This window comes from Photobacterium sp. BZF1 (genome assembly GCF_014349205.1).
Taxonomy (GTDB): domain Bacteria; phylum Pseudomonadota; class Gammaproteobacteria; order Enterobacterales; family Vibrionaceae; genus Photobacterium.
The window spans coordinates 1-15,656 of sequence record NZ_JACSOF010000047.1; the positions used below are offsets into that span (position 1 = coordinate 1).

General features: G+C 48.7%; 16 protein-coding genes. 6 read left to right on the forward strand and 10 right to left on the reverse strand.

What is annotated here, in order from left to right; translation table 11 throughout:
• Positions 1-20 precede the first annotated feature (20 nt).
• Entirely contained in the window at positions 21-419 is a 399-nt protein-coding gene (locus BIZ37_RS12330; protein ID WP_187461752.1) for an H-NS family nucleoid-associated regulatory protein, read from the forward strand.
• A 275-nt stretch (positions 420-694) separates the two neighbouring features.
• Here BIZ37_RS12330 and BIZ37_RS12335 read toward each other — a convergent pair whose 3' ends face one another.
• Together BIZ37_RS12335 and BIZ37_RS12340 are read right to left on the reverse strand one after the other, a co-directional pair.
• Positions 695-1,663, reverse strand: a complete 969-nt coding sequence (locus tag BIZ37_RS12335; RefSeq protein ID WP_187461753.1) for a lytic transglycosylase domain-containing protein — start codon at positions 1,661-1,663, stop codon at positions 695-697.
• A 3-nt stretch (positions 1,664-1,666) separates the two neighbouring features.
• Positions 1,667-1,951: a YcgL domain-containing protein gene (locus tag BIZ37_RS12340; protein ID WP_187461754.1), complete on the reverse strand. Its 285-nt coding sequence runs from the start codon at positions 1,949-1,951 to the stop codon at positions 1,667-1,669.
• 222 nt (positions 1,952-2,173) lie between these two features.
• Here BIZ37_RS12340 and minC point away from each other — a divergent pair, with 222 nt between their 5' ends.
• Genes minC through minE form a run of 3 tightly spaced genes read left to right on the forward strand, consistent with a single transcriptional unit; the run spans position 2,174 to position 3,940 of the window.
• On the forward strand, positions 2,174-2,836 hold the full coding sequence (gene minC / locus BIZ37_RS12345; protein WP_107298538.1) for a septum site-determining protein MinC: 663 nt from the start codon (positions 2,174-2,176) through the stop codon (positions 2,834-2,836).
• A gap of 21 nt (positions 2,837-2,857) precedes the next feature.
• Positions 2,858-3,670: a septum site-determining protein MinD gene (minD, locus tag BIZ37_RS12350; RefSeq protein ID WP_187461755.1), complete on the forward strand. Its 813-nt coding sequence runs from the start codon at positions 2,858-2,860 to the stop codon at positions 3,668-3,670.
• Between the two features lie 6 nt (positions 3,671-3,676).
• Positions 3,677-3,940 (forward strand): cell division topological specificity factor MinE, encoded by a 264-nt coding sequence (minE, locus tag BIZ37_RS12355; RefSeq protein ID WP_107298536.1) that lies wholly within the window; start codon positions 3,677-3,679, stop codon positions 3,938-3,940.
• Positions 3,941-4,010: 70 nt separating this feature from the next.
• On the opposite strand, the gene rnd is transcribed toward minE, so the two are convergent.
• The 7 genes from rnd to BIZ37_RS12390 form a co-directional block, all read right to left on the reverse strand.
• Entirely contained in the window at positions 4,011-5,129 is a 1,119-nt protein-coding gene (rnd, locus tag BIZ37_RS12360) for a ribonuclease D (protein WP_187461781.1), read from the reverse strand.
• A 65-nt stretch (positions 5,130-5,194) separates the two neighbouring features.
• The gene (gene fadD, locus BIZ37_RS12365; RefSeq protein ID WP_187461756.1) at positions 5,195-6,880 is read right to left on the reverse strand and encodes a long-chain-fatty-acid--CoA ligase FadD; all 1,686 of its coding nucleotides are present in this window, start codon (positions 6,878-6,880) and stop codon (positions 5,195-5,197) included.
• A 110-nt stretch (positions 6,881-6,990) separates the two neighbouring features.
• Entirely contained in the window at positions 6,991-7,905 is a 915-nt protein-coding gene (locus BIZ37_RS12370; protein ID WP_187461757.1) for an alpha/beta fold hydrolase, read from the reverse strand.
• 6 nt (positions 7,906-7,911) lie between these two features.
• Positions 7,912-8,466, reverse strand: coding sequence for a Slp family lipoprotein (locus tag BIZ37_RS12375; protein ID WP_187461758.1), 555 nt, complete (start codon positions 8,464-8,466; stop codon positions 7,912-7,914).
• 66 nt (positions 8,467-8,532) lie between these two features.
• Positions 8,533-8,814, reverse strand: coding sequence for a hypothetical protein (locus BIZ37_RS12380; protein WP_107298532.1), 282 nt, complete (start codon positions 8,812-8,814; stop codon positions 8,533-8,535).
• A 77-nt stretch (positions 8,815-8,891) separates the two neighbouring features.
• On the reverse strand, positions 8,892-9,593 hold the full coding sequence (gene tsaB, locus BIZ37_RS12385; protein WP_187461759.1) for a tRNA (adenosine(37)-N6)-threonylcarbamoyltransferase complex dimerization subunit type 1 TsaB: 702 nt from the start codon (positions 9,591-9,593) through the stop codon (positions 8,892-8,894).
• Positions 9,594-11,552: an ATP-dependent DNA helicase gene (locus BIZ37_RS12390; protein WP_187461760.1), complete on the reverse strand. Its 1,959-nt coding sequence runs from the start codon at positions 11,550-11,552 to the stop codon at positions 9,594-9,596.
• A 247-nt stretch (positions 11,553-11,799) separates the two neighbouring features.
• Between BIZ37_RS12390 and purU the strand changes: the two genes are divergently transcribed.
• Complete coding sequence (purU, locus tag BIZ37_RS12395; RefSeq protein ID WP_187461761.1) at positions 11,800-12,633, forward strand: formyltetrahydrofolate deformylase; 834 nt, start codon at positions 11,800-11,802, stop codon at positions 12,631-12,633.
• 174 nt (positions 12,634-12,807) lie between these two features.
• Here purU and BIZ37_RS12400 read toward each other — a convergent pair whose 3' ends face one another.
• Positions 12,808-13,398, reverse strand: a complete 591-nt coding sequence (locus BIZ37_RS12400) for a VOC family protein (protein ID WP_187461762.1) — start codon at positions 13,396-13,398, stop codon at positions 12,808-12,810.
• Between the two features lie 424 nt (positions 13,399-13,822).
• Between BIZ37_RS12400 and argS the strand changes: the two genes are divergently transcribed.
• On the forward strand, positions 13,823-15,553 hold the full coding sequence (gene argS / locus BIZ37_RS12405; protein WP_187461763.1) for an arginine--tRNA ligase: 1,731 nt from the start codon (positions 13,823-13,825) through the stop codon (positions 15,551-15,553).
• Positions 15,554-15,656 lie beyond the last annotated feature (103 nt).

Consider the following 15,656-nt stretch of genomic DNA (forward strand, 5'->3'; position numbering starts at 1 on the left):
ACCTACAGGAAATTAAAAAAATGTCTGATGCAATGAAAGCGCTACTTAACCTTCGCAGCCTTCGCGCACTTTCTCGTGAATATTCTCTAGAGCAGCTACAAGAAGCACTAGAAAAGCTGCAAACTGTCGTTTCTGAACGTGAAGAAGCTGAAGCGGAAGAAGTCGCTAAAGAAAAAGAACGTACAGAGAAGCTAGCTCAATACCGTGAAATGCTACTAGCAGACGGTATTGACCCAGAGGAGCTTCTCGCAACTCTAAATAAAGCACCTAAAGCTAAGCGTGCACAGCGTCCAGCTAAATACCGTTTCCTAGATGAAAATGGTGAAGAGAAAACTTGGACAGGCCAAGGCCGTACTCCAAGTGCACTGAAAAAAGCACTTGATGAAGGCAAGTCTCTAGAAGAGTTTGAAATCAAATAATTCAAATCTTCTGAAGAACAACTAAAAACCCAGCAATTGCTGGGTTTTTTCTTTTATTCACGACAATCCATCAAAGTCACATAAAATGCTGATTTTAAATGATAAAATTTAAATTCCGGCATAATCACTAACGCAGAGTTGTATATCTTCACCTTCCAACGCTTAATTGATACCTACCTTTAACGGGGCTAATCCTCTTGATAATTGTAAGGTTACTGTCATCAGCGCATAAAAAACCAGACCCTGAGGTCTGGCTTAATTGTCATATAACGCTTTTAGCGAATCTGGTCTGCCAAATGGCTAACCGCCAAGGCGAAATAATGTGAGCGGTTCCAATTCAACAAAGATTGATAATTACCATAGATAAGGTAGGCACGGCCATGATTATCATCTGGTTGAATAAGCCACGCATCAATATCAACATTGGGTAGTGCCTGGCCATTCAATCGTCGAACACCAGACGTCTGCCAATCAGATAATGAACGGGCTTTACTCTTTTCAACTCCCATCAATGACTCATCGATAGAAGAAGGTATGGAAACCTGACGCCCCCAAGTATATTCATCATTCCAGCCCGCTTTCTTTAAATAATTTGCAGCAGAAGCAAAAACATCTGCCTCAGTCTGCCAGATATCTATCTTACCGTCGTTGTTTCCATCAACGGCATAAGATAAAAACGATGTAGGCATAAACTGAGGTTGTCCCATCGCGCCAGCCCAAGACCCTTTCATATCTTCAGGGCTAATATGACCTGCATCCAATATTTCCAATGCCGCCATGACCTGACCACGGAAAAATGCTTCGCGGCGGCCTTCATAGGCAAGTGTCGATAATGCTTCAACAACATTGTAATTACCCATTAGGCGGCCGAAATTACTTTCAACGCCCCATAGAGCAACAATAAATCTTGGCTGCACACCATATTGCTGACCAATTTTATCGAGTGTCGACTTATGCTTACGGTAAAGCTCATTAGCCTGCTTTACTTTCCAAGCAGGAACAGCACGGGGAATATACTCATCCAGCGTTAACTTTCGCTCCGGTTGATTTTTATCCGCTTTTACTGCGCGCTCAACAAATGTAATGCCATCAAAAGCAGAGTTGATTATCGACTCTGAAATTCCTTTTTCCCGGGCTTCTACTTTTAGTTCTTCGACATAATTATCAAACCCCTCATCAGCATAAACTGCCGATGATAATCCTAACCCTAAGGCCACAAGGGCCGATATCAATCGCTTATGCATAGTTTATCCTTGGCTGCTGGCGGATTTGTCCGCTTTGTATTGCTCCAATAAGTTTGGCACGGGTGGCGGTACTTGCAGGTAATAACCTTTCTCTTTGAGCTCCGCTTTTACTTTTTCGATATCTGCCTGTGCCAGCTTATGGCGTTCATCTAACTTAAGTACCATGACAAATTGAGGTGTACCAAATGTTTTCAACAAAGTTTCAGGTACGGGTGAGAAATCATCTTTGTTGTTGATATAAAGGTAGGTATTGTTTTTTTTAGGACTTTTGTAAATTGCACACAACATATTGTCGGTAACCTGTTCGTTAATTTCGCTATTTTGTCAGACAACAATTAACTGGAATCATTCCCCTTCGAGTCAGGGATCGCCTACTTGATGAGACGGTTGTCTGAATTTCCAACGCAAAAGCAAGGATAGCTTGCTGATATACGGTTTGGAATATAACATGCAAGTTACCCAAGAGATAACGTTCCCGGACGACTAATTTAGCGAAAGTCATCAGCACACATGACAAAATCTGCAGAACTCAAGGGAGGCTCTTTTACCCTCTCTGCCCTCCACCTGGTGGATGGCGACATACAGCAAGCAGTCAACTTTCTAAAAGAGAAAGTTGAGCAAGCGCCTAATTTCTTTTCAGCAGCTCCCATCGTTATTGATGTCAGCCAGATCGGTAACGACATCGATTTTGCTTTGCTAAAAAGCCAAGTCCATGAAGCCGGCATGATCCCTGTCGGCATCAGCGGCTGTAAGCAACGTGCGCTGCAAGAACAGGCAAAAGAGGCCGGATTCGCCATTATGAATGCGGCCAAGCAGGCCAAAGCCGCCGAACCTGTGATGACACCGACAAAAATCATTAAAAATCCGGTTCGGTCAGGACAACAAATTTATGCTAAAAATAGTGATTTAATAGTGCTTGGGCATGTCAGTGCAGCAGCAGAGATCATTGCTGATGGCTGCATCCATGTCTACGGGACCCTTCGAGGCCGTGCTATAGCTGGGGCCAGCGGCCAGAAAGAGGCAAAGATATTCTGCCATAACTTACAGCCAGAACTCATTTCCATCGCAGGGAACTACTGGTTGAGCGACAAAATCCAACAAGAGTTCTGGGGAAAAAATGTCGTTATCTCGCTTGCTGAAAACAATTTGAACATAGAGCAGATGGCTCTATAACGTTTAATAAGGAATTTAAAGATGGCACGTATTATCGTTGTTACCTCAGGTAAAGGTGGCGTTGGTAAAACTACCTCGAGTGCAGCTATTGCATCGGGTCTTGCACTGAGCGGCAAGAAAACAGCGGTGATCGATTTTGATATCGGCCTGCGTAACCTAGACCTTATCATGGGCTGCGAGCGCCGCGTGGTGTATGATTTTGTTAACGTCATTAATGGCGAAGCAAACCTTAACCAAGCGCTTATCAAAGACAAGCGTGTCGACAACCTCTATGTTTTACCCGCCTCACAGACACGTGACAAAGATGCACTGAGCCGTGAAGGTGTAGAGCGCGTATTCAATGACATGGCAGGGATGGGCTTTGAGTTCATTATCTGTGATTCACCAGCGGGTATCGAGACCGGCGCCCTGATGGCACTGTACTTCGCCGACGAAGCCATTGTTACCACCAACCCTGAAGTCTCTTCTGTACGTGACTCAGACCGTATCCTCGGCATCCTTGACTCCAAGTCTCGCCGCGCTGAACAAGCTGAAGAGCCAGTGAAAACACACCTGCTACTGACTCGTTATAACCCTGCTCGCGTGACTCTGGGTGAAATGCTAAGCGTCGGCGATGTCGAAGAAATACTTCATATCCCGTTACTTGGCGTGATCCCTGAAAGCCAGGCCGTACTGAATGCTTCGAACAAAGGTGAGCCAGTCATCTTTGACAAAGAGTCTGACGCCGGTATCGCCTACGAAGATACTGTTGCGCGCCTGCTTGGCGAAGAACGCCCGTTCCGCTTCCTTGAAGAAGAGAAGAAAGGCTTCCTAAAACGTCTGTTCGGAGGGTAATACACGATGGCATTGTTAGAATTCTTCCGCCCCAAGAGACCAACGACTGCCAGTGTAGCCAAAGAGCGCCTGCAAATTATCGTTGCTGAACGCCGCTCTGCCGATCAGGGTGCACCTAGCTACTTACCGCAGTTGAAGCAGGATATTCTGGATGTGATCCGCAAATATGTTGAGATCAGCCCAGATCAGGTTACCGTTAACCTCGACCAGAAAGAAGAAGATCTTTCTGTGCTGGAGCTCAACGTCACCCTGCCAGACGAAGAGAAATAATCTGGGTCAGTTGCAAAAAAGCCCCGCTCAATAATATTGAGCGGGGCTTTTCTTTTACCGCTTACTTATTCTATTTCAGTAACGGCAACACTTTGTCTTCAAACAACGGCTTGCGCCATGTTTTGAGCATATCTGGCATTTGTTCCGTTGAGCGCTCTTTTTTCCACGCCCATGAAATCAACTGATTGATTTGCTTCTTTGAAGCCAAGAATTCGGACATCAGGCCAGTTTCCTGCTCAACCGCAGTTACCACATCTTTGATGTGTTTCACTTTCTGCTTATAGCCTGGCAAGTCCACAAGGCGGGTGATTTTCTGAGGGTACTGTTCTTCTGGCATGTCATCGACATCATGAACCATCTTTAGCAAGCGGTTGGCATGTCGCTGGATTTCCATATTATCGAAGCCTTCTTTAGCCATCACAGCCTTAGACTTGATACCGTAACGGGCCAGTTTCCACAAATGCAGCTCTTTGACGATAAAGTTAAGGGCCAAGTCTCGCTTACGCGCTTCCAGTACCCGCCATTTGGCCACTTTTTGTAACACTGCCAGTTGTTTCGGGTTTAGCTGCCAAGCATTTTTAATATCCAGGTAGGCTTTTTCCGGATCCAAGGTTTTCACTCGCTTGAGCATTAGGCCGGCACATTCCTGCGCCAAAGCTTCCTGCCAACCCTTGGCTTCAACCAACGGCATCAGTTTCTGGTATAGCGGTAGCAGGTAGTAAACATCGGCGGCAGCATAATCGAGCTGACGATCGGTTAGCGGGCGCGCCAACCAATTTGTTCGCGCTTCACCTTTATCCAGTTCGACCCCCAAGAAATCTTTGACCAAAGTACCAAAGCCAGCAGAGACCCCATAACCAAGGAACGAAGCCATCACCTGGGTATCAATCATTGGTACTGGCAGGCAACCAGCGTAGTACTGGAACACTTCCAGATCTTCGCCACAAGCATGCAGGACTTTGATCACCGACTGATCGCGCAGCAGATCCCACAATGGTTCTAAATCGTCGATAGCCAGCGGGTCAATCAATGCCAGAGACTCGCCATCAAACAACTGGATCAAGCCCAGCTTAGGATAAAGGGTCCGGGTTCTGACAAACTCGGTATCTAGCATGACTGCCGATTGACGACGTGCCTTCTGGCATATCGTTTCCAACCGCGTACGGCTGGTGATCATTTCAAAATTCACAGTTATCTCACCAATAAAATGCCGGCTTGATGCCGGCATTTTTTTATCTTTAATTGAGGATCCGATTACGCATCCTGAGTTTGCTGATTGGATTCTTCACGCAAAGCACGGCGGAGGATCTTACCGACATTAGTCTTTGGCAGTTCATCACGGAACTCAACAATCTTAGGGATCTTATAACCGGTCAGGTGCTCACGGCAGTGCTCTAGCAACTCTTCGCGAGTCAGGCTGGCATCACGCTTAACGACACATACCTTTACAACCTCGCCAGACACTTCATGCGGTTCGCCGATGGCAGCCACCTCGAGTACCTTGCTGTTAAGGGCAACCACATCTTCGATTTCGTTCGGGTAAACATTGAAGCCCGATACCAAAATCATGTCTTTCTTACGATCGACAATGTGCAAGAAACCTTCGTCATCGAAGCGAACAATATCACCGGTCGATAGCCAACCGTCTTCGGTCAGGACTTCTTTACTCGCTTCCGGACGCTGCCAATAACCCTGCATTACCTGTGGACCACGAACCTGTAGTTCACCGGTCTGATCGTTACCCAGCACCAGGCCTTCGTCGTCAACAATACGCACGTCGGTCGATGGGACTGGCAAACCGATAGAACCATTATAGTCTGTTAAATCATAAGGGTAAGCAGCAACCAATGGCGAACACTCGGTCAGGCCATAACCTTCCAGCAAGTAATTGCCGGTAATTTGTTTCCACTTGTCAGCGACCGCACGCTGGACAGCCATACCACCACCTACAGATAGGCGCAACTCACTGAAGTCAATCTCATGGAAATCTTCATTGTTAACCAACGCATTGAACAAGGTATTTACCCCTGTAATTGCGGTAAATGGGTAACGCTGCAACTCTTTGACAAATGTCGGGATATCACGTGGGTTGGTGATCAACAGGTTACGGCCACCCATTTCAATGAACAGCAAGCAGTTCACGGTCAGGGCAAAGACGTGATAAAGCGGCAGTGCGGTTACAATCAGCTCACGGCCCTCGGTCAATACCGGGCCATAGGCACCTTTTGCCTGCATCACGTTTGCTAGCATATTGCGGTGGCTAAGAATAGCGCCCTTAGCAACCCCAGTTGTCCCGCCAGTGTACTGCAGGAATGCCGTATCTTCACCCGACATAAATGGTTTCACATATTGCATACGGCGACCTTTACGAAGCGCCATACGCATTGATGTGGCATGAGGAAGGTGATACTTAGGCACCATCTTCTTGATGTATTTCACCACAAAGTTAACCAGAGTACCTTTCGGGCGTGATAGCTGGTCACCAAGGCTGGTCAGCACTACGTGTTGAACACTGGTATTTTTAACGATGCTTTCTAGGGTGTGGGCGAAGTTAGAAACAATGACGATCGCCTTGGCACCAGAATCATTCAACTGGTGTTCTAGCTCACGTGGAGTATAAAGTGGGTTAACATTCACCACCACACAGCCGGCACGCAGAATACCAAACAAAGCAATCGGGTACTGAAGCAGGTTAGGCATCATCACCGCAACGCGATCACCTTTCTTCAACTTCAGTTCATTTTGCAGGTAGGCAGCAAAAGCACGGCTTCGCTCTTCCAGCTTGCGGAAGGTCATAACCTGACCCATGTTGATAAACGCTGTCTGATCAGCATACTTCTGTACTGACTGCTCAAACATTTCAACCAACGACGGATACTGGTCCGGGTTGATCTCAGCCGGTACATCTTCCGGATAGCGGTTAAGCCAAACCTTATCCACTTTGCACTCTCCTTATTGATTTTGGCATGATGCCTATCTGTGCTAACGGGTATTTAAAACATGTGTTTACACCACAATTACAGCACAATTAACATACAAGTAACACTGACCTATTGGGCCAATGCATTAAATTTTGAACTAAACGACACTATCTTTTCTGCCACCTTTTCAGGACTCTGAAGATGGCAATGATGACCACCAGCGACTTCTACTTGTTCTAGGTGCTGCCATCCTGAGGATGCTGGTTGTTCCAACTTCAACGCCTGGTAGCCAGTTTGCCCGACAATAGACAATACCGGACAATTAACCGCTGCAATCAAAGCCTCGGCATGATCAGGCGACATCCGATAAAGCGAATCGCACCGCAGGCGGTTGTCGTGGCGCCAATACCAACGTCCATCTTGCTGGTACACAGCACGCTCGACTAACGGCTGAATTTGCTCAGGTATTACGCCATTAACCGCGCAGCGCAAATCGACAGCCTGCTGAAGTGTCGCCATTGACCGACTCTGACGCTGCTGCGCCCTAGCACGATAACGCTGGCGGCTCTGGATTCCCTGTCGCAACCTACCTGCTGTATTTAGCGTCGGTTCTGATAGCGGGGCAAGACCTTCTATGAGGTTGAGCGCCACCACTTTATCGCTAAAGGCTGCCGCATAACAGACTGAAATTATTGCTCCCATTGAATGACCGACAAGTGTCACCCTTGGTTGATCCAATAAATCAACCAGCTGAGCGAGGTCATCAACATAATCGATAAAATGGTAGAAGTTATCAGCTGCCCTTGGTGCCGATAGCCCATGGCCGGGCCAATCGATCGCAATAATATGGAAATGCTCAGCAAGCGGACCAAACAAAGGGGCAAAGCTGGCAGCATTATCCTGCCAACCATGCAACATAAGCATCACTGGCTTTTGCGATAAAACATCACTTAACAGGGCCTTGTCGACGATGGGATGCCCGACAGAAAATGAGGCAAGCCCGGACAACCGCTGTTCAGACAGCTGAAATTCAATCGGAAACATGATTATCTATTTGGTCACCCGTTCCCTGACTTCGGCCCGTGAAAAACCTTTATTAATAAGGCTTGGTGAACAATGCAGACCGATACAACTTCTGTAGCGGTCAAAGTCATCAATCCAAATCTCTTGCTTCACTTGCCACAGCTGGGTTCCCGAAGCGGCAACCACAGGGAACCGGTAGTTGTATTCACCGACCTTGCCGTACTCCTCGCCATCGACATGGCCCGCGACAGAAATCAACCGACCAGGATGATACTCTATTGGCTCAAGGAATCCGTCGACATAAGCAACAAACCTTTGCTGGGTACTATCCCCCAACTTGGGCTTACCATCACTGCCTATCGGCATAGCAACGATCTCCAAACGGGTTTTCTGTTCACCATTATCGATTGCAGCAATCACGCCCCCGAGACGAATAGCCTGCCCTAGGTCCTGACCGGTAGGATCACTCAGTGCCATCACATCGGTGATCGGATTATCACTGTCGGTCATCAGGCTCTCAGGCACCGCGGCGCAGCCTATCATAGTCGCAGCAAGCAACCCAACGATTAGCTTCCTAAACATAGCTAACTCCATTGTAAATGATGAATATCCGCGCAATTCCCCGAGATTCAGGCAACTAACCGCGCTTTAAACATATACATCGACCCCAACCAACATCGAGAGTTCATCACGCTTTTGCTGATGCATTACACCCAAATAGCTCTCCAATGCCTGGCGATTTTTTCCCTCAGGTTGATCGTACTGAATATGGGAGTGTGCTGCATTGAGCACTTCAGGATCACGAACAGATTGGGCGACAGCTTTAGCGACGGGAGTGGGCTCACTGGCATCCTGAACGGAAGCGCGGGATATTTTCGTCTTCGACGGGGTTTGGGGGATGGTGACGGGGAGGCGCTGAATAGAAACCATAGGAAACGTCCAGTATCCAAATAATTGCCGAGCATGCTAATACAATAGTATGCATACACGGCAATGAGGCAAGTGTATTATTCGCGGCCTGGCAGTTTTTTCCAGGTAACGGTATCGCGAAGGTACACAGGGCTTGCTTCTTCGGCTGCAACAGCCTCGCCACGTGCAAATGCATATTTGGCCAAATGCACCATATCGGCTGAATCAGGGTACAACACTGCACCTGATACTGTTTCGATTGGTAATTGTGCCAATGCCTCAGCATAGCTTTCCCAACCTGTACCCGCCGTTAACCACTGGCCCTCACTCTGCGGTAGTTGCGTGATCAACATCTCAGGCTTGATAACCAGTTCGCTACCCTGCAATGCCCAGTCACCATCTGCTTGGCGACGGTATTGGCCCCAGTAGATTTCATTCATACGGGCATCAATGGCTGCCATCACCTGCTCGGCCTGATGCTGGCGGTATGACCCCTGAGCCATAGCCGCTAGTGTTGAAACACCCACCATTGGCAGATCTGCACCAAAAGCCAAGCCTTGTGCGATACCAATACCGATACGCACACCGGTAAAGCTACCCGGACCACGACCAAATGCCAGTGCATCTAGTTGGTTCAACTTCAAGCCAGCTTGTGCCAATACGCTATCGACCATCGGCAAGACTTTGGTGGTGTGCTCACGCGGAGCGTATTCACAGTGAGAAATCACCTCATCGCCCACCAACAGGGCAACGGAACAGTTTTCGGTGGCAGTATCTACTGCAAGAATTTTGTTGCTCATTCAAGCCTCTGAATGCTGTTCTTCAGTATCGGTCAATGCTTGCTGACCATTTACCGAAGATAAAAATTGCCCGACACCAATCACATCCCGGGTTCGCGGGATAGGTGGCAGGCTGTTGAGAAATACAGCGCCATAAGGGCGCGTGACTAACCGGTTATCACAGATCACCAGAACACCTTTGTCCTGCTTATCGCGGATCAGTCGTCCAACACCCTGCTTGAGGGTGATCACCGCATCCGGGATCTGTACTTGCGCAAAAGGATCACCACCGCGTAAACGGCAGTCCTCAATACGCGCTTTCAGCAGCGGGTCATCCGGTGCTGTAAAGGGTAATTTGTCAATGATAACACAGCTTAGTGCCTGGCCTCTAACATCCACCCCTTCCCAAAACGCACCGGTGGCTATCAATAAGGCATTACCTCGTTCGAGATATTCCGCCAGTAATTTTTGCTTGGTTGTCTCACCTTGCACCAACACCGGCAAATCGAGCTTAGCCCGGAACCCTTCAGCCAAGTCACGTACCATCTGGTGCGAGGTACACAGGAAGAAACAGCGTCCGTCATTATTTTCAATAACAGGCGCAAGCATCTCCACCAGCCTGTCAGCAATACCAAAGCTATTGGGCTCAGGTAAAAAGCGGGGGACACAAAGCAATGCCTGCTGCTGGTAATCAAACGGGCTTTCCAGCGAAAACTGCTGTTTGGGTTTGAGCCCCAATCGATCGCTGAAATGACTGAAGTCATCATTGACGGCCAGGGTCGCCGAGGTAAATATCCACGCCCCGCCCTGCTGTTCCATCTGCTCATGAAACTTGTCGGCAACCGATAGTGGTGTGATATGCAAGCTGAAATGGCGCGGGGTACATTCATACCAATAGGAATAGCCAGTAATGCTGGTATCACACACCCGCTCCAGCCTAGCCTTGATCAGAGTCGCCCGCTCGAAAGCCGTATCCAACAATTGGCTCCGTCCCAATGCCAACTTCAATACCTCATGAGTCAGATCCAAGGCATCACTCAAGCGAGTGATTTCTCGCTGAATCGTCGGGCTGGCAATGGCTTCCCGCCAGTTACCTCGAAATCCAGGCTCTCCCAGCACAATGCGCATATCCGCTGCCGCCTGATGCAATCTGTCTGCCGTTTTTTGCAGCTGGCGCATATCCTTAGCTTCCGTGCGGTAGCCAATCTCAACATCTTTGGCTAACTCTTGGATCTGGCGGCTGGTTAGGCTTTGGCCAAAATATTGGCTGGCAATATCCGGCATCTGGTGAGCTTCATCAAAAATGAACACCTCAGCCTCCGGGATAAGCTCGCCAAACCCGGTTTCCTTGATAGCCTGATCAGCCAGGAATAAATGGTGGTTGACCACCACGACATCCGCTTCCATCGCCCGGCGTCGAGCCTTGACCACAAAACACTCTTCGTAAGACGGGCACTCGCGACCGAGACAGTTGTCATTAGTCGAGGTGATCATCGGGATCACTGGGCTATCTTCGGCAATGTCTTCACAATCGCCAAGATCCCCGCTTTTGGTCGACGACGACCAGTTCCTGACCTGAACCAGCTGACTCAGTAGTTTCGGATCGGTATGAACCCCATGGCTTTCGGTGATCTGGCGGCTCAGGCGGTCAAGGCACAAATAGTTGGAGCGCCCCTTAAGCAGGGATACCCGGCCGGTGAAACCAAGGGCATCAGCCATCAACGGCAAATCACGGTGGAAGAGCTGCTCTTGCAGGTTCTTGGAACCGGTCGAGATAATGGTTTTCTTGCCACTGACAAGGGCCGGCACCAGATAAGCAAAGGTCTTGCCGGTCCCGGTTCCTGCCTCGACGACAAGTTGGGTCTCGGATTTGATGGCATCAGCCACGGCTTGCGCCATATCTATTTGCGGTTGGCGGGCCTGGAATCCGGGAATGGCTTTATCCAGCGCACCACCGGAGGCAAAAAACTTGGCTATCATAGACTTTTGAGTCTCTAGGGTTTCAACTATTGGGCTTTAGAATAACGGACTTAGGACATTGCCGTCGATTGACCGGGCATTATGCCAATATTCCCAGCTAGCAGCCATGATTTATTCCCGTTCAAAATTTAGCCTTTGACCCTGAAAGCAATCCAAGGTAAATACTATTAAACCGGATTACACAAATGCCTGATTTTTACGCCAAGATGTAAACCGATTTGAAAATAGTAGTTCAAGGAAGAGCACCATGGAAAAGAAAACCCTGCTGACAGACTGCCCGGATGCAATGGGATTAATCAGCAAAATCACCAACATCTGTTACAAGCACCAACTCAATATTGTCCACAACAACGAATTTGTCGATCATTCCCACAGCCAGTTCTTCATGCGGACCGAGCTTGAGGGTTATTTCAATGACGAGACCTTCCTGTATGATTTGGACCGTGCACTTCCAGAAGGCAGCCACCGCCGCCTGATCAGTTCCGATCGCAAGCGCGTTGTGATTATGGTGACCAAGGAAGCCCATTGTTTGGGGGACATCTTGGTCAAGACATTTGACGGTACGCTGGATATCGAGATTGCTGCCATTGTTGGTAACTACGATCACCTTGCGGATCTCGCTAACAAATTTGACATTCCCTTCCACCACATCAGCCACGAAGGGCTTAGCCGCGACGAACATGAGGCCCTATTGCTTGAAGCCGTTCAGCAGTACAGCCCAGATTATGTGGTGCTGGCCAAATATATGCGGATTTTAACGCCGAACTTCGTTGCCCAGTTCCCCCACAAGATCATCAATATCCACCACAGCTTCCTCCCGGCATTTATCGGTGCCAAGCCTTACCAGCAAGCCTTTGAGCGCGGGGTAAAAATCATCGGTGCCACAGCCCACTTTGTCACTAACGATCTTGATGAGGGCCCGATCATTACCCAGAACGTGATTCCGGTTGACCATAACTTCAGTGCCGGGGATATGGCGCGGGCGGGGAAAGATGTCGAAAAGTCAGTGCTCAGCAAAGCGCTGGGACTGGTGATTGACGACCGGGTATTTGTCTACGGTAACCGTACTGTGATCTTGTAATCAGCATCAACACTTGGCGCCAAGCAGCAGGGTAAATTATCAAAAACGCATAAAGACATCCATGTCGCTCCGACCCGCCGTCCCTGGCGGGTAGGTTTTGCTAATTCACCCTGCTACTCGCGCAGAACCAATATCGCATATTCGATAAGTTCAATGAGGGAGTAAGGTCTTTTTTTATTCAGCTTCACTCTCAATAACGTCCTTCAACGAATGCGGATGCAGTTTGATACACACACCGTCATGCTTGAAGGCATAGGTTGGGTTCGACAGGCGCTCTTTCTCACCCGACGGGCTGCTGGCTTTAACCTTAATGCCCTTATCAGCCAAATTCCCCCACTGCCCTGCCAATTGCGGGAATGCCTCATCAAGCGTGATTTTCAATGCCTCGGTATCGGCTGCTTTTGACGGGATAACAAACTCAACGTGCTCCCACCCCTCCTGTGGGTAGGCTTTGTCTCCCGGGTAAGGCAACTCCAGTGCTTCAATCTGCCATGGGCCACAACTTAGCGGCTTGTCAAAACCAATCACCACAATCGGGCGACCATTGATTTCGTTGGTTGACCATTCTTTGCCATAAGCCAACCAAGCTTGGTGCAATTGTTCCGCGGTTTCCCAATCATTGACCCGCAAGGCAATATGATCAGCCTGGTAACCGGCAAGCGATAGGCCCAACTGCTCGGCAAGGCGTTCAATTTTCGCCATAAAGGCTGGCAACTCGGCCAACATTTGCTCGGGTAACAGGCCCTTTTGTTCTAGCTTGTGCATCTCTTTTCTCCGATTATTCACGCTGAGCGATTGAACGCATAATTATCCATAGTTTTCGTCTTGACAACAGCCCTTTCAGCATCGGCAAAGCCCTTGTGCTTGCTAGACTCCTGCATAATTTTCACCCCACTATGATTATTTAAAAAAAATCGCAATCTATTGCCTTTACGGCTTGCCAAAGCACCTAAAATTGTGGGTATTATTAGGGCAATGCAACCAGCGTATTCAAGATGTTTCCCCTCTACCCACTCCTGAGGCGGCCCCGTCAAAAATACTCACGTTATTAAATTATCACTTGGTGCTATCTTTATAGGCCAATGGTCGTGATTATTTTTGACGGTCATATTCCTTGAATACGGTGCCGTTTTTGCCTCGCCAATGTGCATTATCATTTGGCGTTCCAAACGATTTAAAGGATAAGCGTGTGAACATTCAAGCACTCATTAATGACAAAGTCTCTCAGGCGCTAGAAGCCGCAGGCGCACCTGCCGGTAGCCCTGCTGCAGTTCGCCAGTCTGCGAAAGCGCAATTTGGTGATTACCAAGCCAACGGTGTTATGGGCGTAGCCAAAAAACTGGGTACTAACCCTCGAGAGTTCGCACAGAAAGTTATCGACCAGCTAGACCTTGACGGTATCGCTGAGAAAGTTGAAATCGCCGGCCCTGGCTTTATCAATATCTTCCTAAGCAAAACTTGGCTTGCCGAGCAAGCTGAGAGCGCACTGAAAGATGCACGTCTAGGTGTGGCACAGGAAGAGCAGAAAACTATCGTTGTTGACTACTCTGCACCAAACGTTGCCAAAGAAATGCACGTTGGTCACCTGCGTTCAACCATCATTGGTGATGCCGTTGTCCGTACTCTTGAGCACCTAGGCCACAAAGTGATCCGTGCTAACCACATCGGTGACTGGGGTACCCAGTTCGGTATGCTTATCGCTAACCTTGAGCGTGTACAGAAAGAGTCTGGCGAAGTATCAATGGAGCTTTCTGATCTGGAAGCTTTCTACCGCGAATCTAAAAAGCTATACGACGAAGACGCAGACTTCGCAGAGCGCGCACGTAACTACGTTGTTAAGCTGCAGGGCGGTGACGAGTACTGCGCTGAAATGTGGAAGAAGCTGGTTGACGTTACGATGATCCAAAACCAGCGCAACTACGACCGCCTGAACGTATCACTAAGCCGTGATGACGTAATGGGTGAGTCAATGTACAACGACATGTTGCCAGGCATCGTTGCTGACCTGAAAGAAAAAGGCCTAGCTGTTGAAGATGACGGCGCTCAGGTAGTTTTCCTAGACGAGTACAAGAACAAAGACGGCGAGCCTATGGGTGTAATCATCCAGAAGCGCGACGGCGGCTTCCTATACACCACCACTGACATCGCTTGTGCCAAATACCGTTACGAGCAGCTTGGTGCTGACCGTGTTCTTTACTTCATCGACTCCCGCCAGCATCAGCACCTAATGCAGGCATGGACTATCGTTCGCAAAGCGGGCTACGTACCTGAAGAAGTGAGCCTTGAGCACCACGCATTCGGTATGATGCTGGGCAAAGACGGTCGTCCGTTCAAGACCCGTGCCGGTGGTACTGTTCGCCTAGCTGATCTTCTGGATGAAGCGGAAGAGCGTGCAGCGAAGCTAATCGAAGAGAAGAACCCAGAGCTAGATGCCGCAGAGAAAGCGAACATCGCTAACACAGTAGCAATGGCAGCAGTTAAGTACGCGGATCTTTCTAAGCACCGTACTACTGACTACATCTTCGATTGGGACAACATGCTAGCGTTCGAAGGTAACACTGCCCCTTACATGCAGTACGCTTACACCCGCGTTGCTTCTATCTTCAAGCGCGCTGACGTTGAACTGGCTGATCTGACTCACCCAGTTGTGATCAACGAAGAGAAAGAGCAGGCACTACTTTCTAAACTGCTACAGTTCGAAGAAGCAGTACAGACCGTTGCCCGTGAAGGCCACCCTCACGTGATGTGTTCTTACCTATTCGAACTTGCAGGTAACTTCTCAAGCTTCTACGAAGCGTGTCCAATCCTGAACGCAGAAGAAGAAGTGAAGCAGAGCCGTCTGAAGCTAGCACTACTGACAGCGAAGACCATCAAGCAGGGTCTAGACCTTCTTGGTATCGAAACGCTTGAGCGCATGTAATAAAACGCTGACATAATTCGATAAACCTCTAATAATCCAAAGCCTTCTAAGGTATCCTTAGAAGGCTTTTTTATTTCCTGAAGCAATACACCAACCTAAAACC